Annotated in this window: 16 protein-coding genes; 14 read left to right on the top strand and 2 right to left on the bottom strand. The window is 74.1% G+C overall.

Annotated features, from left to right (window positions below):
• Window position 1: 1 nt before the first annotated feature.
• The 10 genes from DWB77_RS24940 (at window position 2) to DWB77_RS24895 (ending at window position 13,900) form a co-directional block, all read left to right on the top strand.
• On the top strand, window positions 2-916 hold the full coding sequence (locus tag DWB77_RS24940; protein ID WP_120723358.1) for a carbohydrate ABC transporter permease: 915 nt from the start codon (window positions 2-4) through the stop codon (window positions 914-916).
• Window positions 917-924: 8 nt separating this feature from the next.
• On the top strand, window positions 925-2,190 hold the full coding sequence (locus DWB77_RS24935) for a 6-phospho-beta-glucosidase (protein WP_120723357.1): 1,266 nt from the start codon (window positions 925-927) through the stop codon (window positions 2,188-2,190).
• Window positions 2,187-3,161, top strand: coding sequence for an N-acetylglucosamine kinase (locus DWB77_RS24930; protein ID WP_120728218.1), 975 nt, complete (start codon window positions 2,187-2,189; stop codon window positions 3,159-3,161). Before DWB77_RS24935 ends, DWB77_RS24930 begins: the two co-directional genes overlap by 4 nt.
• A gap of 181 nt (window positions 3,162-3,342) precedes the next feature.
• Complete coding sequence (locus tag DWB77_RS24925; RefSeq protein ID WP_428985149.1) at window positions 3,343-4,725, top strand: hypothetical protein; 1,383 nt, start codon at window positions 3,343-3,345, stop codon at window positions 4,723-4,725.
• Window positions 4,726-4,784: 59 nt separating this feature from the next.
• Window positions 4,785-5,849, top strand: a complete 1,065-nt coding sequence (locus DWB77_RS24920) for a glutamate ABC transporter substrate-binding protein (RefSeq protein WP_120723356.1) — start codon at window positions 4,785-4,787, stop codon at window positions 5,847-5,849.
• A gap of 95 nt (window positions 5,850-5,944) precedes the next feature.
• Window positions 5,945-7,225: a hypothetical protein gene (locus tag DWB77_RS24915; protein ID WP_120723355.1), complete on the top strand. Its 1,281-nt coding sequence runs from the start codon at window positions 5,945-5,947 to the stop codon at window positions 7,223-7,225.
• 50 nt (window positions 7,226-7,275) lie between these two features.
• Window positions 7,276-9,843, top strand: coding sequence for a serine/threonine-protein kinase (locus tag DWB77_RS24910; protein WP_120728214.1), 2,568 nt, complete (start codon window positions 7,276-7,278; stop codon window positions 9,841-9,843).
• Entirely contained in the window at window positions 9,840-11,081 is a 1,242-nt protein-coding gene (locus DWB77_RS24905) for a PP2C family protein-serine/threonine phosphatase (RefSeq protein ID WP_120723354.1), read from the top strand. Before DWB77_RS24910 ends, DWB77_RS24905 begins: the two co-directional genes overlap by 4 nt.
• A gap of 73 nt (window positions 11,082-11,154) precedes the next feature.
• Window positions 11,155-12,510, top strand: a complete 1,356-nt coding sequence (locus tag DWB77_RS24900) for a vWA domain-containing protein (protein WP_120723353.1) — start codon at window positions 11,155-11,157, stop codon at window positions 12,508-12,510.
• A 91-nt stretch (window positions 12,511-12,601) separates the two neighbouring features.
• Window positions 12,602-13,900, top strand: coding sequence for an FHA domain-containing protein (locus tag DWB77_RS24895; protein ID WP_120723352.1), 1,299 nt, complete (start codon window positions 12,602-12,604; stop codon window positions 13,898-13,900).
• On the opposite strand, the gene DWB77_RS24890 is transcribed toward DWB77_RS24895, so the two are convergent.
• Window positions 13,881-14,855 carry a methyltransferase domain-containing protein gene (locus DWB77_RS24890; protein WP_120723351.1) on the bottom strand — a complete coding sequence of 325 codons (975 nt, stop codon included), beginning with the start codon at window positions 14,853-14,855 and terminating at the stop codon, window positions 13,881-13,883. The genes DWB77_RS24895 and DWB77_RS24890 overlap by 20 nt on opposite strands.
• A gap of 167 nt (window positions 14,856-15,022) precedes the next feature.
• Between DWB77_RS24890 and DWB77_RS24885 the strand changes: the two genes are divergently transcribed.
• The 4 genes from DWB77_RS24885 (at window position 15,023) to DWB77_RS24870 (ending at window position 22,530) form a co-directional block, all read left to right on the top strand.
• Window positions 15,023-15,427 (top strand): globin, encoded by a 405-nt coding sequence (locus DWB77_RS24885; protein WP_120728212.1) that lies wholly within the window; start codon window positions 15,023-15,025, stop codon window positions 15,425-15,427.
• A gap of 194 nt (window positions 15,428-15,621) precedes the next feature.
• A complete protein-coding gene (locus DWB77_RS24880; RefSeq protein ID WP_120723350.1) occupies window positions 15,622-18,855 on the top strand; it encodes an ABC transporter permease in 3,234 nt (1,077 codons plus the stop codon).
• 1 nt (window position 18,856) lies between these two features.
• Window positions 18,857-21,574, top strand: coding sequence for an FtsX-like permease family protein (locus tag DWB77_RS24875; protein WP_120723349.1), 2,718 nt, complete (start codon window positions 18,857-18,859; stop codon window positions 21,572-21,574).
• Complete coding sequence (locus tag DWB77_RS24870; protein ID WP_120723348.1) at window positions 21,571-22,530, top strand: ABC transporter ATP-binding protein; 960 nt, start codon at window positions 21,571-21,573, stop codon at window positions 22,528-22,530. The genes DWB77_RS24875 and DWB77_RS24870 overlap by 4 nt, the downstream gene beginning before the upstream one ends.
• Window positions 22,531-22,800: 270 nt before the next feature.
• On the opposite strand, the gene DWB77_RS24865 is transcribed toward DWB77_RS24870, so the two are convergent.
• Complete coding sequence (locus DWB77_RS24865; protein WP_428985148.1) at window positions 22,801-23,586, bottom strand: hypothetical protein; 786 nt, start codon at window positions 23,584-23,586, stop codon at window positions 22,801-22,803.
• Window positions 23,587-23,620: the final 34 nt, after the last annotated feature.

Below are 23,620 nucleotides of genomic sequence, written 5' to 3'. Positions count from 1 at the left end.
CATGAGTTACGCCGTGGAGACACCGAAGACGCCGAAGGCACCGGAAGCACCGGAGGCCCCCGCCGCCACCCCGGCGGCCAGGACGGCCCGGCGCAAGGCCCTGCTCCAGTGGATCGCGGTGCACTCGCTCGGGGTCGCGGCCGCGCTCTTCTTCGTGCTGCCCTTCGTCTTCCTGCTGCTCACCTCGCTCATGGACGACCAGCAGACCCTGACCCGTGACCTGATCCCGCACCACTGGGCGTGGTCCAACTACCGCACGGTGTTCGAGGTGCCCGGGTTCTTGACCTGGTGGCGCAACACCCTGCTCTACGCGGGCCTGGGCACCGTGCTCAGCGTGGTGTCGTCCGTCCCGGTGGCGTACGCGCTCGCCAAGTTCCGCTTCCGGGGCCGCAATCTCTCGCTGATGCTGGTCATCTCGATGATGATGCTGCCGCCGCAGGTGATCATCATTCCGATGTATCTGTTCTGGGCCCGGCAACTGGACCTGTCCGGCACGCTGTGGCCACTGATCATCCCGCTGGCGTTCGGCGACGCGTTCACCATCTTCCTGCTGCGCCAGTTCCTGATGACCATCCCCAACGAGTACCTGGACGCCGCCAAGGTCGACGGGTGCGGGGAGTTCAGGACGCTGATCAAGGTGGTGCTGCCGATGGCGCGCCCCGGCATCGCCGCCGTCGCGCTGTTCCAGTTCTTCTACGCCTGGAACGACTACTTCGGACCGCAGATCTACGCGTCCGACACGCCGGCGTCCTGGACGCTGAGCTACGGCCTGGAGTCCTTCAAGGGCGCGCACCATACCGACTGGAACCTGACCATGGCCGCGACCGTACTGGTCATGGCCCCCGTGATCCTCGTCTTCTTCTTCGCACAGAAGGCCTTCGTCGAGGGCGTCACGCTGACCGGAGTGAAGGGCTGATCGATTCAATGAAGCTCGCAGTAGTGGGGGGCGGGTCCACCTACACCCCCGAACTCATCGACGGCTTCGCCCGGTTGCGGGACACGCTGCCCATCAGTGAGCTCGTCCTGGTCGACCCGGCCGCCGACCGCCTCGACCTGGTCGGCGGCCTCGCCCGGCGGATCTTCGCCAAGCAGGGCCACCCGGGGAAGATCGTCACCACCTCCGACCTGGACGCGGGCGTCGAGGGCGCGGACGCCGTCCTGCTCCAGCTGCGCGTCGGCGGCCAGGCCGCCCGGCAGCAGGACGAGACGTGGCCGCTGGAGTGCGGCTGCGTGGGCCAGGAGACCACCGGCGCGGGCGGCCTCGCCAAGGCGCTGCGCACCGTGCCGGTCGTCCTGGACATCGCCGAGCGGGTGCGCCGCGCCAACCCGGACGCCTGGATCATCGACTTCACCAATCCGGTGGGCATCGTGACCCGGGCCCTGCTCCAGGCCGGCCACAAGGCGGTCGGCCTGTGCAACGTGGCCATCGGGCTCCAGCGCAAGTTCGCCGCCCTGCTCCAGGTCACGCCCGCCGAGGTCCACCTCGACCACGTCGGCCTCAACCACCTCACCTGGGAGCTCGGGGTGCGCCTGGGCGGGCCCACGGGCGAGAACGTCCTGCCGAAGCTGCTCGCCGAGCACGGCGACACCGTCGCCGACGAACTGCGCCTGCCCCGCCAGGTGCTCGACCGGCTCGGCGTGATCCCCTCCTACTACCTCCGCTACTACTACGCCCACGACGAGGTGGTGCGCGAGCTCGCCACCAAGCCGTCGCGGGCTGCCGAAGTGGCCGCCATGGAGCGGGAGTTGCTCACCATGTACGGCGACCCGGCGCTCGACGAGAAGCCCGCGCTGCTCGCCAAGCGCGGCGGCGCCTTCTACTCGGAGGCGGCCGTCGACCTCGCGGCCTCCCTGCTCGGCGACGGGGGCAGCCCCGTGCAGGTCGTCAACGCGTACAACAACGGAACGCTGCCCTTCCTCGCGGACGACGCCGTCATCGAGGTGCCGGCCCGCATCGACGCCAGCGGCGCGGTCCCGCTGGCGGTGCCCGCGCTCGACCCGCTGTACGCCGGGCTGATCGCCCACGTCACCGCCTATGAGGACCTCGCGCTCGAAGCCGCCCTGCGCGGCGGGCGCGACCGGGTGTTCCGGGCGCTGCTCGCCCACCCCCTGGTCGGGCAGTACGACTACGCCGACGGGCTCACCGACCGGCTGATCGCGCACAACCGGGAGCACCTCGCGTGGGCATGAGTGTGCTGGCGATCGACGCCGGCAACAGCAAGACCGACGTGGCACTGATCGGCGCGGACGGCACGGTGCTGGGCACCGCGCGGGGCGGCGGCTTCCGGCCGCCGTCGGTGGGCGTCGAGGTGGCCATGCACATGCTGGCCACCACGGTGGAGGAGGCCCACCTCGTCTCCCGCGAGCCCGGCCCGCTCCGCGTCGAACACGTCTCGGCCTGTCTGGCCAACGCCGATCTGCCGGTCGAGGAAAGGGAGTTGGCGGCCGCCCTGGAGGCGCGCGGCTGGGGGGAGTCGGTACGGGTCCACAACGACACCTTCGCGATCCTGCGCGCCGGGCTGCCCAGCGGTGCGCGCCCGAGCGGTGTCGCGGTGGTGTGCGGCGCGGGCATCAACTGCGTCGGCATGACTCCGGACGGGCGCACCGCGCGTTTCCCGGCGATCGGGAAGATCTCCGGCGACTGGGGCGGGGGCGGCGGGCTCGCCGAGGAGGCCCTGTTCTTCGCGGCGCGCGCCGAGGACGGCCGCGGCGAGCCGACCGCGCTCGCCGCCGCGCTGCCCGCCCACTTCGGCCTCGGTTCCATGTACGAGCTGATCGAGGCGCTGCACCTGGAGAAGATCCCGCTGGCCCGCCGGCACGAGCTGAGCCCGGTGCTGTTCGAGGTCGCGGCGGCCGGGGACGCTGTGGCGCGCGCCCTCGTCGACCGGCAGGCCGAGGAGATCGTGGCGCTGGCGACGGTCGCCCTCGACCGGCTCGGCCTGCTGGAGGTGGCGACGCCGGTACTGCTCGGCGGCAGCGTCCTCGCCGCCCGCCATCCCCAACTGGTCGGCCGCGTACGGGAGTTGCTGGCAGCGCGGGCGCCCAAGGCGGAGCCGCTGGTGGTGACCACCTCGCCCGTGCTCGGCGCGGGACTGCTCGGCCTCGACGCGCTGTCGGCCCCCGCCGAGGCCTACGCGCGGCTGCGCCGGCAGTACGGCTAGACCCGGCTTGCGCCGTCCCCGCCCTCGGGGGAACCGAATGGATCGCCACCGCGTATACATGGTGGGGACGTGGGGCAGGGGCAAGGGGCGCACAACGGCAGGTAACAAGATCCAGACAACCCTGGATGGTTGTCGGTCCCTGCGGCCATACTGCCTACGCAGCGACCGAGGGGGAGGTCAGGTGGCGAATCTGCCGAACGTGCGCGAACCGGGGGCGCGGGAGTCCGCGACCCGGTCCGCGGCGCAGCCGCGACCCGGCACGCGCGGGGGCCTGGCCGGGGCGCGCGAGAAGCTGCGCGCCGCCGCGACGACCGAGCCGGGCCGGCTGTGGCTCATCGGCACGGTCGTGGCGGTGCTCGTGGTCGCCTTCGGCGCCGTCACCGCCTGGGAGGTCTCCGACCGCTCGGCCGCGGCGGGTGACGTGGTGAGCCGCAGCCAGCCGCTGAGCGCGGACGCGGCGTCCATCTACCGCTCGCTCGCCGACGCCGACACGGCCGCCGCGAGCGGGTTCCTGGCCGGCGGCCAGGAACCGCTGGACGTGCGCAAGCGTTACGACATGGACATCGCGACCGCCTCCCGCCTCCTGGTGAAGGCCGCCGCGAACACCAGGGGCTCCGCCGAGTCGGCCCAGCAGATAGCCACCCTCAACGAACAACTCCCGCTCTACAACGGCCTGGTCGAGCAGGCGCGGGCCAACAACCGGCAGGGCTTCCCCGTCGGCGGCGCCTATCTGCGGTTCGCCAACCAGAAGATGAGCACCAGCCTGCTGCCCGCGGCCCAGAAGCTGTACGAGGCCGAGACGGGGCGCCTGTACGACGACTACGACCAGGCGGACACCTGGCCGTACGCCTCGACGGTCCTCGGGCTCGTGGCGCTGGGCGGCCTGGTGTGGGTCCAGCGCCGCAACTACCTGCGTACCAACCGGGTGTTCAACCACGGTCTGCTCGCCGCGACGGCGGCCTCCACGGTGGTGCTGCTGTGGCTGGTGGTGGGCCACGCGGTGGCCGCCTCCGACCTGTCCACCTCGCGCGAGCACGGCCAGGAGTCCCTGAAGGTCCTCAACGACGCCCGGATCAGCTCGCTCCAGGCCCGCGCCAACGAGAACCTGACCCTGGTGGCCCGCGGCGCGGTCCTCACCCCCGAGGGCAAGGACCTGTACGAGGCGGAGTTCACCAAGGAGATGGCGTCCCTGTCGGGCAGGCTGGGCGCCGCAAGGAGCCTCGCCGACGACGACGCGGGCAAGGGCCCGGTGGCCAAGGCGGTCGGCGACATGGAGGAGTGGCAGAAGCGCCACACGGCGGCCCGCAGGACGGACGACAGCGGTGACTACGACGGCGCGCTGACCCAGGTCCTCGGCGCCAAGGGCTCCACCGGTGAGTGCTTCGACCAGGTGGACGAGGAGCTCGACTCGGCGATCGCCCACGAGCAGCGCCAGTTCACCACGGCCGCCTCCGACGGCCACGGCGCCCTGACGGGCCTGCCGCTGGGCGCGGCCCTGCTCGCGGTGCTCGCGGCGGCGGCCGCCGGAGTCGGCATCAGCCGCAGGCTCGCGGAGTACAGGTGAGCGCCATGGAGAGCGGCAACGGACGCGCAAGCAGCGGCGGATGGGCGAGAGGGGTCGCGATGAGCGGCGCGAACAGCTCGGCGGACCCGGCACGCCCGGCCGCCCCCGGCACCGACACACCCGGGCGGGCCAGGCCCGCCCTGCGGGGCTCGGGCGGGCGGCTGCGCGGCTGGGGCGGGGTGGCCGGCATGGCGCTCGCGCTCGCCCTCGCGGCCGGGGCGCTCATCCCGCTGACCCGGCACGGCGGCGAGGCGGCAGCGGCCGGCCTCGCGGGTCCGGGCACGGCCGGGGCCGTGCGGGCCAAGGCCGACGACTGCAAGGACCCTGAGGCGAGCCTGCCCGCGTCGAGCGCGGACGGCCCCACCATCGACGCCATCAAGCAGCGCGGCAAGCTGATCGCGGGCGTCGACCAGAACAGCTTCCGCTGGGGCTACCGCAACCCCGCCACCCGCACCCTCGAAGGCTTCGACATCGACCTGGTGAAGGCGATCGCGAAGAACATCCTGGGCGACGAGAACGCGGTGATCTACCGGGCCATCCCCACCAGCCAGCGCATCCCCGCACTCCAGAACGGCACGGTCGACGTCGTGGTGCGCACGATGACCGTCAACTGCTCCCGCATCAAGCAGGCCTCGTTCTCCACCGCCTACTTCGAGGCGGGCCAGCAGGTGCTGGCGCCCAAGGCGTCCGCCATCACCGGCTTCGACGACTCCCTCAAGGGCAAGCGGGTCTGTGTGGCGGCCGGCTCCACCGCCTTCGACGCCCTCAAGGCCGACGCGCACGGCGCCGACTACCAGGACTTCACGGTCCCCAACCAGCTGGACTGCCTGGTGCGCCTCCAGCAGAACCTGGTGGACGCGGTCGTCACCGACAACGCGCTGGCCGCCGGACAGGCCGCCCAGGACCCGGCGGTGCAGCTGAAGGGCAGCCCGTTCACCACCGAGTACTACGGCGCCGCCGTCAAGCTCGGCAACACCGACCTGGTGCGCCGGATCAACCAGGTCCTGGTGGACTACCGGGGTGGCGGTGCGGGCAGCCCGTGGATGACGGCGTACCACAAGTGGCTCGCCGCCGACCTGCCCGGCATATCCGGGCCGCCCGCCCCCAAGTACCGGACGGGATGAGCCAGTTGACGGCACAGGCGTACCACAGAGCGGAGAGGTGATCGATGGGCGCGGGATCCTCCCCCAGCTCCACCGGGGGACCCCCGGGGCCGGTCATGGACCGGGACGAGGTGGACCGTGCCCTGGCGCGCCTCGACGCGGAGCACGAGGCCGTCGAGACCTCGCTGCTCGCCCTCCAGGACCACGCCGGGCGCCGGCTCCTGGAAGGCGCGGCCCTGACCGGCGTCACCCAGGAGCGCTGGGCGGCCACCGAGCAGTCGATCACCCTGCTGTGGGCGTACTTCGACGCGTACACGGCGGCCCTGGACGCGGCGCGCGAGCTGCGCGAGCGGCGGCGCTGGCCCGGGCGGGAGGAGCTGGCGGAGCTGACCGAGCGGCTGCGCGGCGAGTCCGTGACGCTGTCGGGCGCCGCCCTGCACAGCGCCCCGACGCTGACCGGCGGGCCCGCGAAGCTCACCGAACGCTTCACGCTCGGCGAGCTGGTCAACCGGATGAACGAGCTGTACGCGCGCTCGCTCGACCTGGTCGTGGCCGCCGACACGGTGTGGTCCGCGCTGCCCGCCCGGATAGACCTCCTCGCCGCCGAGCTGCACCGCACCCGGCAGCTCGCGCACTCGGTGGGCGTGCGGCCCGGCGAGCACCCCTCGGGCGACGACCTGGAGTCGATCACGGCCGAACTGGCCGAGCTGCGCGCCCAGGTGATCGCCGACCCGCTCGCGTTCTGGGTGCCCGCGCCGGGCAGCTCGGCGCCGGGCGGCGGCCGGCCCGACACCGGCCGCTACGACCGCGCGGCACGCGCCCTGGAGGACGTACGGCGTGAGATCGACGCGGTGCTGACGGTCCGTCAGGACGCCGAGCAGCGCCTGATCAGGCTGCGCGACGTGCTGTCGCGGGCGGACCGCACGCTGGCCGAGGCCCGCTCGGCGCGCGGCGAGGTGCTCGCGAAGATCGCCGCCAGTGAGGTGCCCGCCGTGAGCGGCCCCTCCATCGCGCTCCAGGAACAGCTCGCCACCGCCGCCGAGTACCGCAGGCACTCCCAGTGGCACCGGCTCTCGCCGCTCCTGGAGTCCCTGGAACAGGAGGCCGAGAACGAACTCCTGCGCGCCCGCGAGTCGTTGACCGCGGTCACCGCGCCGCTGGCGGTCCGCGCGGAGCTGCGCGGCCGGCTCGACGCGTACAAGGCGAAGGTCGCCCGGCACGGCATGGCCGAGGACCCGTTCCTGATCGAGCGCTACGACGCGGCCCGCCGGATGCTGTGGTCGGCGCCGTGCGATCTGCGGGTCGCCGAAGAGGCGGTGCTGCGCTACCAGCGGGCCGCAGCCGACGTCCTGGTCCCTAGAGACTCCGGGCCCGTTGACCAGAGGGGGGATTCGTGAGCGAGAACACCCAGTGCCAGCGCCCCGGTTGCGCGGGTTCGTACGAGGACATGGGCGGCGGCGAGCTGTACTGCGACACCTGCGGTCTCGCGCCCGTCGTCTCGCCGACCGGCATGGTGTCGTCGCCGCCGACCGGCATCACCGGCGGCGGCCACCGCTCGGCCTCGCAGTCCTCGCACGCCTCCGCGCGCGGTTCCCGCTCGTCGCGGTCCTCGACCTCGCGGCGTTCGGTCTCCGGGCGGCTGTCGTCGCTGTCCGGCGCCGCCACCTCGCGTTCGGTCTCGGTACGCAGCTCGGGCTCGGCCGCCAACTCCTCGGCGCGCAGCAGGCTGGGCGCGGGCCTGGTGTCGGTGCCGGGGGTGCCGCGCCCCGACCCGCGCTCGGCGGTGATGGAACGTCCCGAGGTCCCCGAGCGCAAGCGGTTCTGTTCGCGTTCGGACTGCGGGGCGCAGGTGGGCCGTTCGCGCGGGGACCGGCCCGGGCGCACCGAGGGCTTCTGCACCAAGTGCGGCCATCCCTACTCCTTCGTGCCGAAGCTGCGCGCGGGCGACATCGTGCACGGCCAGTACGAGGTGGTGGGCTGTCTGGCCCACGGCGGCCTCGGCTGGGTGTACCTCGCCGTGGACCGCGCGGTCTCCGACCGCTGGGTGGTCCTCAAGGGCCTGCTCGACACCGGCGACCAGGACGCGATGGCCGCGGCCATCTCCGAGCGCCGCTTCCTCGCCGAGATCGAGCACTCCAACATCGTGCGGATCTACAACTTCGTGGAACACCTCGACCAGCGGACCGGCTCGCTCGACGGCTACATCGTCATGGAGTACGTCGGCGGCAAGTCGCTGAAGGAGATAGCCAACGAGCGGCGCACGGCGGTCGGCAAGCGCGACCCGCTGCCCGTGGAACAGGCCTGCGCGTACGGCATCGAGGCGCTGGAGGCGCTCGGCCATCTGCACAGCCGCAACCTGCTGTACTGCGACTTCAAGGTCGACAACGCGATCCAGACCGAGGACCAGCTGAAGCTGATCGACATGGGCGCGGTGCGCCGCATGGACGACGACGAGTCGGCGATCTACGGCACGGTCGGCTACCAGGCGCCCGAGGTCGCCGAGGCGGGCCCCTCGGTCGCCTCCGACCTGTACACGGTGGCCCGCACCCTTGCCGTGCTCACCTTCGACTTCCAGGGCTACACCAACGTCTACGCGGACAGCCTGCCCGACCCCGACACCATCGACGTGTTCCGCACCTACGAGTCGTTCTACCGGTTCCTGGTGCGGGCCACCGACCCGGACCCGGCGCGCCGCTTCGCCTCCGCGCAGGAGATGGCGGAGCAGTTGACGGGTGTGCTGCGCGAGGTGGTGGCGCTCCAGACGGGCCGCCCCCGGCCCGCCCTGTCGACCCTGTTCGGCACCGAACTGCGCGTCACCGACACCAAGTTGTTCGCCGAGCACCAGGGGGACGTCTCGCGGCTCGGGTCGCGTGCGGCGCCGGTGGGCAGACGCGCCCGCAGGGCGCTCGCCGCGGGCCGGGCCCCGGCCGCCGCCCTGACGCCGGACCCGGCGCGGGCCGCCGTCCCGGTGGGCGCGCCTCCGGCGCCTGCCCTCGCGCCGCACACCCCCGGCGCGTCCCACCCGGCGACGCAGGGTGCCATTCCGGTGCCGCGTCAGGGCGCCACCGGCTCCGGGCCCGGCGCGCCCCTGCTCGCCCGGCTCGACCCGCGCACCACCGCGCTGGCGCTGCCGGTTCCGCACGTGGACCCGGGCGACCCCAACGCGGGGTTCCTCGCGGGCCTGATGGCCGCGGCCCCCGCGGAGCTGATCACCGCGCTGCGTTCGGCGCCCGCCCACTCCATCGAGCGCCGGCTGCGCGAGCTGCGGGCCCTACTCGACATGGACGAGCGGGTCTCGGCGGGCAAGGCCCTCGACGCCCTGGAGGCCGACCACCCGGACGACTGGCGGGTGGTCTGGTACCGGGGGCTCGCCTCGCTGGCCGCCGGCGACAACGAGAACGCGGCGCTGTCCTTCGACGCGATCTACGACGCGTTCCCCGGCGAGCCCGCGCCCAAGCTGGCTCTCGGGGTGTGCGCGGAGGTGCTGGGCCAGCTCGACAACGCCGCCGAGTACTACCGCCTGGTGTGGGCGACCGACCCGAGTTACGTCAGTGCCGCCTTCGGCCTCGCCCGGGTGCAGCTCGCCGCGGGGGACCGCACCAGCGCCGTACGGACGCTGGAGTCGGTGCCGGAGGCCTCCATCCACTACACGGCGGCGCGCGTCGCGGCGGTCCGGGCGCGGCTGCGCAGCAGGTCCCCGCAGGACCCGCTGCTCGACGATCTGCTGGCGGCGGCGGCCCAGGTCGAGGCGCTCGACGCGTTCGGACTCGACGCGGTACGCCGTGAACAGCTGACCACCGAGGTGCTGGGCACCGCCCTGGACTGGGTACTGTCGGGGAGCACCGGCGCCGGGCAGGGAAGGACCGTACTGCTCGGCAGCGACGTCGACGAGCGGGGCCTGCGCTTCGGTCTGGAACGTTCGTACCGGATGCTCGCCCGGCTCGCACAGCGTGGCGAGGAAAGGATCGACCTGGTGGAACGGGCCAACCGATTCCGCCCCCGGACCTGGGTGTGACGATGTCGCAGACGCATCAGCTCGCCGCCTGCCCCGGCTGCGAAGAGCCGCTGGAGACGGGCGACCTGTTCTGCGGGGCCTGCGGGTACGACCTGTCGGCCGTGCCCGAGCCGCCGCTGGACCATCCCACCATCGAGATGGCCTCGCCCCTCGTCGGCCCCGGCGAGCCCCAACTCCCCTACCCCGTAAGGACGGACGAGCCGCCAGCGGCCGTCGCCGGCGGGGCCGAGGAGTATCCGCTGCCCGCGCCCGACCCGCGCGCCGCCGAGCCCGACCCGGACACCCATGTGGCCCGCCCCCCGGCGCCGGGCGCCAAGGTGTGCGTGGCCTGCCGGGCCGGCCGGGTCGACGACGACGGGTACTGCGAGAACTGCGGGCACGCCCAGCCGCGCGAGCGCGACCACATGGAGCAGGAGCTCGGCTCGGTCTGCGCGGTCAGCGACCGCGGGCTGCGCCACCACCGCAACGAGGACTCCTTCGCGCTCTCCTCGACGGCGCTGCCCGACGGCTCGCCCGCCGTGGTGGCGATCGTCTGCGACGGGGTGTCGTCGGCGACCCGCCCCGACGAGGCGTCCGCGGCGGCGGCCACCGCCGCCAACGAGTCGCTGCTGGCGGCCCTGCCCCAGGGCACCCACCCCCAGCAGGCCATGCACGACGCGATCCTCGCCGCCGCCGAAGCCGTCAACTCCCTTGCCGAGGAGCCCGGTCAGGCCCTCGGCCACGACGCGCACCGCCAGCAGAACGCGCCGGCCTGCACGCTGGTCGGGGCGGTCTCGGCGAACGGTCTGCTCGTGGTGGGCTGGGTCGGCGACAGCCGCGCCTACTGGGTGCCCGACGACCGTACGGCCGCCCCGGCCCGGCTCACCGAGGACGACTCGTGGGCCGCGCAGATGGTGGCGGCCCGCCTGATGAGCGAGGCCGACGCCTACGCCGACGAGCGGGCCCACGCCATCACGGGGTGGCTGGGCGCGGACGCCTATGAACTGGACCCGCACACCGCCTCGTTCAAGCCGGACCGCCCCGGCGTGGTGGTGGTCTGCACGGACGGCCTGTGGAACTACGCGGAGGCCGCCGAGGAGATGGCCCGCGTCCTTCCCCCGGACGCCGCCGGGCGGCCGTTGCACAGTGCGCAGGTGCTCGTGGGGCACGCCCTGGACGGTGGGGGCCACGACAACGTAACAGTGGCCGTGCTGCCGTTCGCGGTGGAGCAGCAAGGGGCAGGATCCGCCTACAACTAGGCCACCGTCCCTATTGCGCCACGTGCTCGACTTCCTTCACTTCCAGTCCATGGAGCCTCAAGGAGCCTTTTCGATGGCCAACTTCTCCAAGTCCACCGTGCCGCAGTTCTCCGTCGAGGTGTACCAGAACGAGTTCCTGCCCGAGGGCGGCCGCGAGGTCAACGCGATCGTCACCGTGGCCTCCACCGGCGGCGGCACCCTGGGCGGCGCCCCCCTCACCGCTTCGGCCGCGCCGTCCTCCATACCGGGCCGGGCGCCCGCCGCGGCCGTGGTGATCATGGTGGACTGCTCGGGCTCGATGGACTACCCGCCGACCAAGATGCGCAACGCCCGGGACGCGACGGCCGCCGCCATCGACACCCTGCGCGACGGGGTGAGCTTCGCGGTCGTCGCCGGTACGCACATCGCGCGCGAGGTCTACCCGGGCAACGGCCGCCTCGCCACCGCCGACAGCCGCACCCGCGCCCAGGCCAAGGAGGCCCTGCGCAAGCTGAGCGCGGGCGGCGGCACCGCGATCGGCACCTGGCTGCGGCTCGCGGACCGGCTGCTCGGCGCCGCGGACGTTCCCATCCGGCACGGCATCCTGCTCACCGACGGGCGCAACGAACACGAGTCGCCCGAGGATCTGCACGCGGCCCTCGCGGCCTGCGCCGGGCGGTTCACCTGTGACGCCCGGGGCGTCGGGACCGACTGGGAGGTCAAGGAGGTCACCTCGATCGCCTCCGCACTGCTCGGCACCGCGGACATCGTCGCCGATCCGGCCAATCTGGCGGCGGACTTCACGCGGATGATGGAGCACGCGATGGGCAAGGAGGTCGCGGACGTGGCGCTGCGGCTGTGGACCCCGGTCGGCGTGGAGATCAAGTTCGTCAAGCAAGTGGCGCCCACCGTTGAGGAGTTGACGTCCCGTCGCACCGAGGTGGGCCCGCGCGCCGGGGACTATCCGACCGGTTCCTGGGGGGACGAGTCCCGCGACTACCACGTCTGCGTCGAGGTGCCGCGGGCCAATGTCGGCCAGGAGATGCTGGCGGCCCGGGTCTCGCTGATCGTGCCCGGCTCCGACGGCGGGGCCCCGCAGGTGCTCTCGCAGGGTCTGGTGCGGGCGGTGTGGACCGACGACATGGCGGCATCCACCTCCATCAACCCGCAGGTCGCGCACTACACGGGCCAGGCCGAACTGGCCCAGGTCATCCAACAGGGCCTCGATGCGCGCAAGTCGGGCGATGTGGACGGTGCGACGGCCAAGCTGGGCCGGGCGGTGCAGTTGGCCGCGGCCTCCGGCAACGGCGATACCGCGAAACTGCTCGCGAAGGTGGTGGACGTCGTCGACGAGGCGACGGGTACTGTGCGACTGAAGGCGAAGGTCGCGGAAGCGGACGAGATGACCCTCGAAACGCGCTCCACCAAGACCGTTCGCGTCAAGAAGTAGCAAGAAGCGAACAAGAAGTAGCTACGTCCGTTTTACACCAGCACAACGCCACGGCCCGCCGGGCCGGATGACGAGAGGGGGAAGCGACTCCATGCCGACCTGCCCGAACGGACACCAGTCGGGTTCCGACGACTGGTGCGAGATCTGCGGCCATCGCATGGGCGCCGTGCCGCCGCCTCCCCCGCCTCCGCCCGCGTACGGCTATCCGGGCCCCGGGGATCCGAACGCCACCGCCCAGGCCGAGCTCTGCCCGCAGTGCCGCACCCCGCGCGAGCCGGGTGCGCCGTTCTGCGAGGAGTGCCGCTGGAACTTCCTGACCAACACGGCGACCTCGTACACCCCGCTCGCCCCGCAGCAGCCGATGCCCCCACCGGGCCCCGGCCCCGCGCCCGGCCCCGGTCCGCAGCTGCCGCCCGCCTTCCAGCAGGGCCCGCCGCCGGCGCCCCGCGACCCGTACGAGTACCAGAGCTCGCGGCCCTCCCAGGTGAACCGGGCCGCCGAGCCGCTCGCCGCCGAGCCCTCGCAGCGCCCCGGGCAGCAGCTGCCGCCGAACCCGTTCCAGCAGCAGCCGCCCCAGCCTTTCAACGGCGCGCAGGGCGGCCCGCCCCCGCCGCCGCCCTCCTTCCAGCGGCCGACGCCGCCGGCGCCGCCGCAGGTCCAGCAGCCCCCGGCCGACGACGACTGGATGCTGCCGCCGCCGTCCCAGCCCGCCCAGGGCCCGGGCCGCGCCCCCGCGACGCCCGAGCGCGCAGGCGACGACGACTGGCCCCTGCCGGTGACCCCGCCCGCACCCGAGCGCGGCGGCGAGGAGTGGCCACAGCCCGTGGCGCCCCCCGCACCGGAACGCGGCGGCGACGACTGGCCGCAGCCCGTGGCGCCCCCCGGACCCGAGCGCGGCGGCGACGACTGGCCGCACCCCGCGACACCCCCCGCACCCGAGCGCGGTGGCGAGGAGTGGCCGCGGCCCGTGACGCCGCCCGCGCCGGCCGCCTGGTCCATCACCATCGGGCCGGACCGGGACTACTTCCTGGCGATGATGCAGCGCAGCGGCCCGGAGGCGGCCGGGCTCAATCTGCCCGCGTACTCCCCCGAGCAGCAGCGCCCGCTCTCCGGCAACCAGATCACCATCGGTCGCAGGCGCCACTCCACCGGCGAGGCACCCGACATCGACCTGTCGGTGCCGCCGGAGGACCCGGGCGTCTCGCACCAGCACGCGGTGCTGGTGCAGCAGCCGGACGGCACCTGGGCGGTCGTCGACCAGAACTCGACGAACGGCACCACCGTCAACGGCGCCAGCGAGCCGATCCAGCCCTACGTGCCGGTGCCGCTCCAGGACGGCGACCGGGTGCACGTGGGCGCCTGGACGACGATCACCGTGCGCCGGGGCTAACCGGCGGTTCCCGCAGGGGCCAGCTGTAGGGCCCCTGCGGATCGTCCAGCCACGCCCACTGGGCGCCGCCCCGGAGCGTCACCCCGAACCGCTCCCTCGGGGGCCGCTGCTCGCGGAGCCAGAGCGCGTGCGCGTCGTACGGGTCGAGGCTGCCCGCGGTCAGTTCGAGCAGGAAGCGGAACCGCTCGTCCACTACGCTCTCGCGCGGCAGACCGCCGGTGTGCGGGGTCGGCCGGGCCCCCGACCGCGTACCGCGCAGCGGCACGAAGTAGGCCGGGGTGTGCAGGAAGCGCCCCTCGGCCCGGTCGGGGCCGGTCACCTCAAGGCGGATCAGGCCGGTCGCCAGCGGGGCCAGGATCAGCGCGCCGGGGCGGCACTGGGCCGGCCAGTCCTGGGGCACCGAGCCCACCGTGCAGGTCGCCATGATCTTGTCGAAGGGCGCCCGCGCGGGCGCCCCGCGCGCCCCGTCCCCGGTGATCACGGCGGGGTGGTAGCCGGCCGCCTCCAGGTGGGCCCGCGCCGATTCGGTGATCTCGGGGTCCAGATCGACGGTGGTCACCCGTGCCTCGCCGAGCCGGTGGCACAGCAGCGCCGCGTTGTAACCGGTGCCCGCGCCGACCTCCAGGACCCGGTCGCCGTCGCGGACGTCGAGCGCCTCCAGCATGCGCGCCATCAGCGAGGGCTGGCTGCTGGAGGAGAGCAGCTCGCCGTCGCGCATCCGGGTCGCCAGCGGCGCGTCCGCGTACGCCCCGGTCAGCCAGCGCTCGCGCCGGGCCGGGTCGGGGTCCTCGCCCCAGAGCCGGACGTACCCGCCGCTCGCGCTCTCGTAGTAGTACGGCACGAAGAGGTGGCGCGGCACGTCCTCGAACGCGGCCCGCCAGGCCGGGTCGGCGAGCGCTCCGCCCGCAGCGATCTCCCGCACCAGGGCCCGCCTCAGTGCCAGGTCCGCGCTCATACGTCCACTGTGCTGCGGCGGAGCCGAGGAGGCGAGTGGTCCTACGCCCCCGGTCCTCGGCCACCGGGTCTGAGACCATGGAGGGGTGCCGCACTGCCGGGGGACGGCCCCCGGACTCCGGGCGGCACCCCGGGGCAGGCCCGAACGACATTGCGAGGGTGTTCAACGTGACCGAGATTCCGCGCGGCACGCTCGAGGAGCAGACCTTCTACGAGCAGGTCGGCGGCGAGCAGACCTTCCGCCGGCTCGTGCACCTCTTCTACCGGGGGGTCGCCGAGGATCCGCTGCTGCGCCCGATGTACCCGGAGGAGGACCTGGGCCCGGCCGAGGAGCGTCTTGCCCTGTTCCTGATGCAGTACTGGGGCGGTCCGCGCACCTACAGCGACGGCCGGGGCCATCCGCGGCTTCGGATGCGGCACGCCCCGTTCACGGTGGACCGGGCCGCGCACGACGCCTGGCTGCGCCACATGCGGACGGCCGTCGACGAGCTCGGCCTGTCCCCCGAGCACGAGCGGACGCTCTGGAACTACCTGACGTATGCGGCCGCTTCGATGGTCAACTCCGAGGGCTGACCCACCCGGTAGCTCCGCCGCTGCCCCAACGCACCTGCGAAAACTGCCCTCGCGACCGGAATCCGGTCGTCCGTTGTCGCATTCCGATCACGATCGGGCAAGAAGGTTCGGCAAGCGGTTTCCTCGACCCCACGACTCCTGAAAGCATCTGGACACATTTCGGGGGGATGGCCTAAAAGCCCAAGGGGGGCCGTGTGCCGGGGTTCGTCTTTCTGCGCGTCCGCGCACACCGTCTGCTGCTCCTGGCGGCGCTGCTCGCCGTGCTGCTCACGACCTCGGTCCTGGCGGCGCTCGCCGCGTTCTCCGGATCCGTCTCGGACGCGGCGCTGCGGCACACCCTCGCCACCCGCTCCGCGGCGCCAGCGGCGCTGGTCGTCAAGGCCGGGGTCAAGCCCGACCAGCGGGCGGCCGCGGCCGAGGCGATACGTACCGGAGCTCGCGCCACCTTCGACCAACTCCCGGTCACCACACAGGAGTTGACCCAGTCCGGGCCCTACGCCCTGCCGCGCTCCCTCCAGTCGCCGGACGCCCGCGGCGGCGACCCCGACCTCACCCTGTTCGCCGCGATGGACCGCTCGCGGATCCGTCTCACCTCGGGCAGCTGGCCCGCCGCCCCGGCGACCACCGCGGGCGCCGAGATCCAGGTGGCCCTGCCCGAGTCCGCGGCCGGACGGCTGCACCTCGCGACCGGCGCCACGCTCGCCCTCGCCGACCGGCTGGGCGGCCCGGGCGTCACCGTCAAGATCACCGGGATCTACCGGGCCGCCGACGTCTCCGACCCGTACTGGCGCCTGGACGAGCTGGGCGGCCGGGGTATGCACAAGCTGGCCTTCACCACCTACGGGCCGCTGCTCGCCGACCCCTCGGTGCTCGCCGGCCGGGTCAGCCCCGGCCAGAGCGCCTGGCTCGCCCGCGCCGACTTCTCCGGCATCGGCGTCGCCCGGATCGACAAGCTCCGCACCACCGCCACCGAGGGGCCCAAGTCCCTCATGAAACAAACGGTGTTCGGGGGCAACGCCACCGCGACGACCTCGCTTCCCGAGATCCTCGACCGGGCCGACCGCTCGCTCCTGGTGTCCCGTTCCACCCTGCTCATCGTGGCGCTCCAACTGGTCATGCTCGCCGGGTACGCGCTGCTCCTGGTCGCCCGACTGCTCAGCAGCGAACGGTCCGGCGAGACCGAACTCCTGCGCGCCCGCGGCGGATCCCGCCGTCAGATCACCTGGCTCGCCGCCGCCGAGGCCCTGCTGCTCGCGGTGCCCGCGGCCCTGCTCGCGCCGCTGCTCGCGGGCCCGCTGACCCGGCTGCTCGCCGGGCGGGGCGCGCTCGCGCGGGTCGGCCTTCACCTGGACACCTCCGTCACCGCCACGGTGTGGCTGGTCGCCCTGCTCGTCGCGCTCGGCTGCGCGGCGGCGGTGGTGGCGCCCGCCCTGTCGGCGGGGCCGCTGCGGCGCGGCGGCCGGGACGGCGCGCTGCCCGCGCCGGTCCGCGCGGGCGCCGACATCGGACTCCTGGTCATCGCGGGCGTCGCCTACTGGCAGTTGGACCGGCAGACCTCCGCCTCCGGCTCCGGCGCGCTCGACGCCGACTCCTCGGGCAGCCTCGGTATCGACCCGCTGCTCGTGGCGGCGCCCTCGCTCGCCCTGCTCGCCGGGACCGTCCTCGTGCTGCGCCTGATGCCGCCCGCGGCCCGGCTCGCCGAGCGACGGGCGGCCGGCGGCCGGGGGCTGCCCCTGGCGCTGGCGGGCTGGCAGTTCAGCCGCCGTCCGCTGCGCGGCGCGGGCCCGGTGCTGCTCCTGGTCCTGGCGGTCGCGATGGGTCTGCTCACCCTCGCCCAGTCCGGCACCTGGAACCGCTCCCAGAGCGATCAGGCGGACTTCCGCGCGGGCACCGACATCCGGGTGCTCGGCTCCACCCTCGGCCCCTTCGGGCAGGGCGGCTCCTACGACACGGTGCCCGGGGTGACCGCGATCGCCCCCGCCGTACGCGGCTCGATGACGATGAGCGCCGGGCGCGCCGGCACCGTGGTGGCCCTGGACACCCGGCACGCCGACGGCTTCCTGCTCCGCGGCGACCTCGGTGACCGCTCCGGCAAGGAGCTGCTCGCCCTGCTCACGCCGGAGCAGGACGCCGCGGTCGGTGCCGCACTTCCCGCGGACGCCCAGCGGATCGACTTCACCCTGCGGCTGACCGGCGGCGCCCCGGACGGGCCGCCCGGCGCCGCGACGCTCACCCTGGAGGACCGCTACGGCACGCCGTACCGGTTCGCCCTCGGAACACTTGCCTCGGACGGCCTCCCCCACCCCTTCGGCCTGGACCTGTCCGCCGCCGCGGGCGAGCCCACCGGCCGGCCCGCGGGGCCGCTGCGCCTGACCGGTCTCGACGTGGTGCGCGAGCTGCCCGAGGGCCCGGCCGTGCGCCAGAGCATCACCCTGGACGGGTTGCGCGCCACCGGCCCCGGCGGCAAGCAGACGTCCGTCACCGTGCCGGCCGGACGGTGGACCGCCGACAGCACGGACGCCCCGGGCCCCACGAACTCGGAGACCGGTCTCGGATCCGTCACCCGCACCGTGCGGCTCGTCGCGCCGCACGGCGCGCCGCCCGCGCTGAGCGCCGTCGCCGACGAGCGGTTCCTCCAGTCCAGCGGCAGCAAGGTCGGCGAGACCATCGACGTGCCGCTCGCGAACAAGACCCTCAAGGTGAGGATCGTCGACCGGCTGAGGCAGCTCCCGACCACCGGCAGCGGCGCCCTCGGCGGCGACGGCACGGCCACCGGCACGCCCGGCACCGACGGCGGTGGACTCCTCCTCGACCTGCGGGCCGCCAACCAGGTCCTGCGGGACACGGGCGACGGCCTGTCCGCCACGGAGTGGTGGCTGACCACCGGGCCAGGCCGCGCGGCCGAGGCCACCGCGGCGCTCAAGAGCCGCCCCGACATCGACCCCGCGCAGATCGTGTCCCGCTCCGAGATCGCCAGGGAGCTGGGCGACGACCCGCTGGGCGCGGGACCGCAGTCCGCGCTGGCAGCCGCGTCGATCGTGGCGGCGGCGCTCGCGGCGGTGGGCTTCTCGGTGAGCGCGGCCGGGTCGCTGCGCGAACGCGCCGGGGAGTTCGGCGTGCTGCGCGCGCTCGGCACCCCGCGCCGTCAGCTCGCCCGTCTGATCGCCGCCGAACAGGGCGTCCTGGTCGGGATCGCACTGCTGGCCGGGCTCGGCCTCGGCGAAGTGCTCGCCCGGGCGGTGGTGCCGCTGATCGTGCTGACCGACCAGGCCGCCCAGCCGGTGCCCGCCGTTCTGGTCGAACTGCCCGCCGGGCGGGTGGCGTTGCTGCTCGCGGGGGTGGCCGCGGTGCCGGTCCTGATCGTCGCGGCGATCGCCCTTCGCCGCACCGACCCCGCCGTCACACTCCGCACCCAGGGGGGCAACTGACATGACCGGCAAGGCCCTCGCACCCTGGGTGCGGACCCGGCTGCGGACCGCGCCGGGCGCCGCGGCCGCGCTCGCCCTCCTGGTTTTGGTCACCGCATGGCTGGCCGCCGCCTACCCGCGGGGCGTCGACGCGTACGAGGACAAGGGGCTGCGCGAGACCGTGGCCTCGGCCGCCCCGGGCCGCACCGCCCTGCAATTCGCCGCGGGCGCGCCCGGCATGGCGTTGCGCGACGAGCAGCGAGCCGCGCTGGTCTCCCCCCAGGAGATGGAGCGGCGCTTCGAGGCGGTCGTGGGGAGCGTGCCCACCCCGCTCACCACGGACCGCTCCCAGTCCACGTACGGGCTGCGGACCACGCAGAAGCTGGCGTCCGAGGAACCCTTCCTGGCCCGTCCCTCCGGGCTTGCGCCGCGGTTCACCGTGGCCACCCCCTCGGATCTGGCCGCGCACGCCCGTGTGGTGTCGGGCCGGCTGCCCGAGGGCCGCGCGGACCAGAAGTCGGCCGGAGCCGAGGTCGCCGTCACCTCCGCCACCGCCAACGCCCTCCACATCACGGCGGGTTCGGTGCTGCACGTGGACGGCCTGGGCCGGCCACCGCTCGCCCTGAAGGTGACCGGCGTCGTGGAGCCGCTGCTGCCGGAGGCCGGGTACTGGTCGGTCGCGCCGGTGCTGCGTACCCCGCAGCTGCTGCCCGCCAACGACGATCCCGATCCGCCGCGGTTCTGGCACGGCGGGCTGCTGCTCGCCCCGGGCGCCGCCCCGGCCCTGCTCGCCACCGACAGCAAGCCCGAGATGTACGTCCAACTCGCCCCCGGCACACACCATCTGAATGCCCGTCAGTTCGACGGTCTGAAGTCGGCGGTGGCGGCGCTCCAGAACGGCCCCGGGCTTTCGAGGGTGCGGGACGTCTTCGCCGTCTCGGCGACCGTCTACACCGAGCTGGACCGGGTGCTCCTGTCGTACGCCACGGTGCGCGACTCGATCAGCCCGGTGGTGGCGGTCGCCGGCTTCGGCACGGCGACGGTCGCCGCCGTGGTGCTGCTGATGGCGGGCGGGCTCGCCGCGTCCCGCCGCACCGCGGAACTCGCCCTGCTGCGGGCCCGCGGCGGCGCGCTGCGCCAGCTCGCCGGGCGGCTGTGCGCCGAGAGCGCGGTGGTGGTGGTTCCGGCCGCCGCCCTCGGCCTGCTCGGGGCCGTGCTCGCCGTGCCCGGCGGCCGGTTGTGGCCCGCGCTCGCCGCCGCCTGCGCGGTCGCGGCGCTCGGCTGCCTCGCCCTGCCGGTACGGGCCGCGCTGACCCACCGCGCGGTCGGCTCGGCGGCCGAACGCACCGATCTGGTACGGGAGAAGCCCTCCGCACGGCGCACAGTGGCCGAGCTGACGCTGCTGGTCCTCGCGGTGGGCGCGGTCTTCGCGCTGCGCCGCCGGGGCACCTCCGGCGCCTCCGCCGACTCCCTGGTCAGCGCGGCCCCGGTGCTCGTCGGGGTGATCGCCGCGCTGGTCCTGATCCGGCTCTACCCGCTGCCGCTGCGCTGGGCGGCCCGGCCCGCGGCCCGGCGGCGCGGCACGGTCGGCTTCCTGTCCCTGGCCCGCGCGGGACGCGCCTCGGGCGGTGGCGTACTGCCCCTGCTCGCCCTGCTCACGGCGCTGACCACGGCCGCGTTCGGCGGCTCGGTCCTGGCCGGCTCGGACGACGCGCGCGACCGGGCGGCGCTGTACGCCACGGGCACCGACGCCCGGATCGACAGCGACCTCTCCCTGCCCAAGGACCTGGCGGACCGGGTCGCCAAGGTGGCAGGCGTGCGGGGCGTGTCCCCCGTACACATCGAGTACGCGGTGACGCTGCCCGACGGCGACAAGGCGGCGGTCGCCTCCGTGGACCCCGCCTCCTACGCCCGGCTCACCGCGGGCACCGCCCTCGGCATCGACGCCGACCGGCTCGAGGCCCCGCCGGGCGCACCCGGCAAGACCGTACTGCCCGCCATCGCCTCGCCCTCCGTCGCCCAGCGCCTGGGCAAGGAGCCGGTCGCGCTGCGCGTGGCGGGCTATGACGTACGGGTCCGGGTGACCGCCGCACAGGACGCCTCCGCGGCCGTACCGGGGAGCGACTACCTGCTCCTCGACACCGCGGGCCTCGGCGCGAAGGAGCCGACGACGCTGCTCGTCGGCGGCACCTCCATCGACGCCGCGGCGCTGCGCAAGAGCGCCGAGAACGCCCACACCGGCGTACGGCTGCGCTCCGAGGCGCGCCGCGAGTACGCGAGTTCACCCCTCCAGACCGGCGCCGGACGCATCTACGCGGCGGCCGTCGCCGCGGGCGCGGGCCTCGCCGTCCTCGCCCTGCTCCTCTCCCTGCTGCGCGGCGCCCCCGAACGCTCCGCGCTGCTGGCCCGGCTGCGCACCATGGGCCTGTCGCGTCGGCAGGGCCGCGCGCTGCTCGTCCTGGAGGCGCTGCCGCCCGCCTTCCTCGCGGCGGCCGGCGGAGCGCTCACCGGCTGGGCCTCGATCGCGCTGCTCGCGCCCGGCATCGACCTCGCGGGCCTGGCCCTGGCCACCACGGGCGGCCTGGCACCGGTCGGCTCCGAACTGCGCGCCGACCCGATGTCGCTGCTGCTGCCCGCCGGATGCGTGGTGCTGCTCGCGGCGGGCGTGGCCGCGGCGCAGGCCTGGTGGAGCGGACGCCGTGGATCCATCACCGAACTCAGGGCAGGAGACGCTCGATGACCACCTCTCTCGAAGACCTGGAGCGCCGGGCCACGGCCCACCGGGATCGCCCCGCCTACGGCCATGACGCACTGATCGCCTGCGACCGCCTCGTACGCGTCTTCACCACCGACGGCGTCGAGGTCCAGGCCCTCCAGGGGCTCGATCTCCTGGTCACCGAGGGCGAGTTGATGGCCCTGGTCGGCGCGTCGGGCAGCGGCAAGTCGACACTGATGAACATCCTGGCGGGCCTGGACGTGCCGACGGCGGGGGCCGCGCGGGTGGCGGGCCGCGACCTGCTCGCCATGGACGCCAAGGCCCGTCTCGGCTACCGCCGCGACGTGGTGGGCTTCGTCTGGCAGCAGACCGCCCGCAATCTGCTGCCCTACCTCACGGCGGTGCAGAACGTGGCGCTGCCCATGCAGTTGGGCAGCCGCGAGCCCAAGCGCAAGAAGGCCGAGCGGGCCGACTCACTGCTCACCCTGCTCGACGTCGCCCACTGCCGCGACCGCAGGCCGCACCAGCTGTCCGGCGGCGAGCAGCAGCGCGTCGCGATCGCGGTGGCCCTGGCCAACAGTCCTTCGGTGCTGCTCGCCGACGAGCCCACGGGCGAGCTGGACTCGGCGACCGGCGAGCAGATCTTCGCGGCGTTCCGCACGGCCAACGAGGAGCTGGGCACGACGATCGTGATAGTCACCCACGACCAGGCGGTGGCGAGCGAGGTCCGCCGCACGGTCGCCATCCGCGACGGCCGCACCTCGACGGAGGTCCTGCGCCGCACCCAGGTGGACGCGACGACCGGCGAGGAAGCCCTGGTCACCCGCGAATACGCCATGCTCGACCGAGCCGGCCGCCTCCAACTACCCGCCGAATACACCCGCGCCCTGAACATGGAACACCGAGTGGCCCTGGCCCTGAAACCCGACCACATCCAAATCCACCCAGACACCCAACACCCCCAAGAGCCAACCCCCTAGGAGCCAACCCCCTAGGGGCGCGAGGAACGGCGCGAGAAGCGACCACGACCCGCAGACGACGGGGGTTTGGGGGCGCGAGGAACGGCGCGAGAAGCGACCACGACCCGCGGTCGACAGGGGGTTTTGGGGGCGCGGGGAACGGCGCGAGAAGCGACCAAGGTCCGCAGACGAACGGGGGGTTTTAGGGGCGCGGGGAACTGCGCAAGAAACGACCACGACCCGCAGACGAAAGCGGGCCTATCAGGGGCGCGGGGAACTGCGCGAGAACCGTCAACTACCCGCAGACAACAGCGGGTTGAAGGGGCGCGGGGAACTGCGCAAAACCAGCAACGCCCCGCACACAACCCGCCCCAGCACCCCGCAGGGGCTACGCAGGCATGACCCCCAACCCCCCACCCCACCCCGCCGCAACACAACAGACCCGTACGGCGTACGCAGCCGCAACCACGGCCCGGAGGCAAACAACGCCACCGCCTCGGGAACAGGCGACCCCCCCGACACAAGCACCCGCACCGGCCGCAAAAACCCGAGCGCCTGCGCCGCATGCACGGCCCGAAGGGGAAGCTCGGTCGTCCCGAGCGTCCGGGACCAGATCTCGTGCCCGATCCGCTCCCGCTCCCCCCGCGTACGCGCCCCCGCGGGCAACGCCTCGTCCCGCCCCCGGAATTCCGCGACGGCCGCCGCGACGACCTCCCGCATCCGCTCGGGTTCGGGCAGCCCCGGCACCGGCTCCCAGCCGCCGCGCGGCGGAAGGACCCCGGCCCAAGGCGGACCGGTGACCGCCGCCGGAACCCGCGCCGTGGCGGCCGACTCGTCGATGGATTCGAGGAGTTCACCGGCGGAGACGGTCACGTCCAGAGCGAGGGCGTCGTCGCCGAGCCGCGCCGTACGGATCGCGAGGACCTCGAAGGACGGCGGCCGGCCGAAGACGCCGAGCGCCCCGCCGCCCGCCTGGAGGCGAACCGCGGCGGCCCGGTCGTAGTGGATCAGGCGCCCCAGAAACGCGCCGAGATCCGCCGCTTCCCCGCCGTCCTCGAACCGCAACACGAGACTCACGCCGCCTCCCCGAGGCCCGCGCCCCACGGCACGA

This window comes from Streptomyces hundungensis (genome assembly GCF_003627815.1).
GTDB classification, from domain to species: Bacteria; Actinomycetota; Actinomycetes; order Streptomycetales; family Streptomycetaceae; genus Streptomyces; species Streptomyces hundungensis_A.
Note: the sequence above shows the minus strand (reverse complement) of the source record. Positions and strands in the feature narration are given on the sequence as shown.

Excerpts from the sequence above, each read along its gene's own strand:
- DWB77_RS24875 (WP_120723349.1), top strand. The coding sequence starts at position 18,857 with ATGACCGGCAAGGCCCTCGCACCCTGGGTGCGGACCCGGCTGCGGACC.
- DWB77_RS24935 (WP_120723357.1), top strand. The coding sequence starts at position 925 with ATGAAGCTCGCAGTAGTGGGGGGCGGGTCCACCTACACCCCCGAACTC.
- DWB77_RS24895 (WP_120723352.1), top strand. The coding sequence starts at position 12,602 with ATGCCGACCTGCCCGAACGGACACCAGTCGGGTTCCGACGACTGGTGC.
- DWB77_RS24940 (WP_120723358.1), top strand. The coding sequence starts at position 2 with ATGAGTTACGCCGTGGAGACACCGAAGACGCCGAAGGCACCGGAAGCA.
- DWB77_RS24930 (WP_120728218.1), top strand. The coding sequence starts at position 2,187 with ATGAGTGTGCTGGCGATCGACGCCGGCAACAGCAAGACCGACGTGGCA.
- DWB77_RS24920 (WP_120723356.1), top strand. The coding sequence starts at position 4,785 with ATGAGCGGCGCGAACAGCTCGGCGGACCCGGCACGCCCGGCCGCCCCC.
- DWB77_RS24870 (WP_120723348.1), top strand. The coding sequence starts at position 21,571 with ATGACCACCTCTCTCGAAGACCTGGAGCGCCGGGCCACGGCCCACCGG.
- DWB77_RS24900 (WP_120723353.1), top strand. The coding sequence starts at position 11,155 with ATGGCCAACTTCTCCAAGTCCACCGTGCCGCAGTTCTCCGTCGAGGTG.
- DWB77_RS24915 (WP_120723355.1), top strand. The coding sequence starts at position 5,945 with ATGGACCGGGACGAGGTGGACCGTGCCCTGGCGCGCCTCGACGCGGAG.
- DWB77_RS24910 (WP_120728214.1), top strand. The coding sequence starts at position 7,276 with ATGGGCGGCGGCGAGCTGTACTGCGACACCTGCGGTCTCGCGCCCGTC.
- DWB77_RS24890 (WP_120723351.1), bottom strand. The coding sequence starts at position 14,855 with ATGAGCGCGGACCTGGCACTGAGGCGGGCCCTGGTGCGGGAGATCGCT.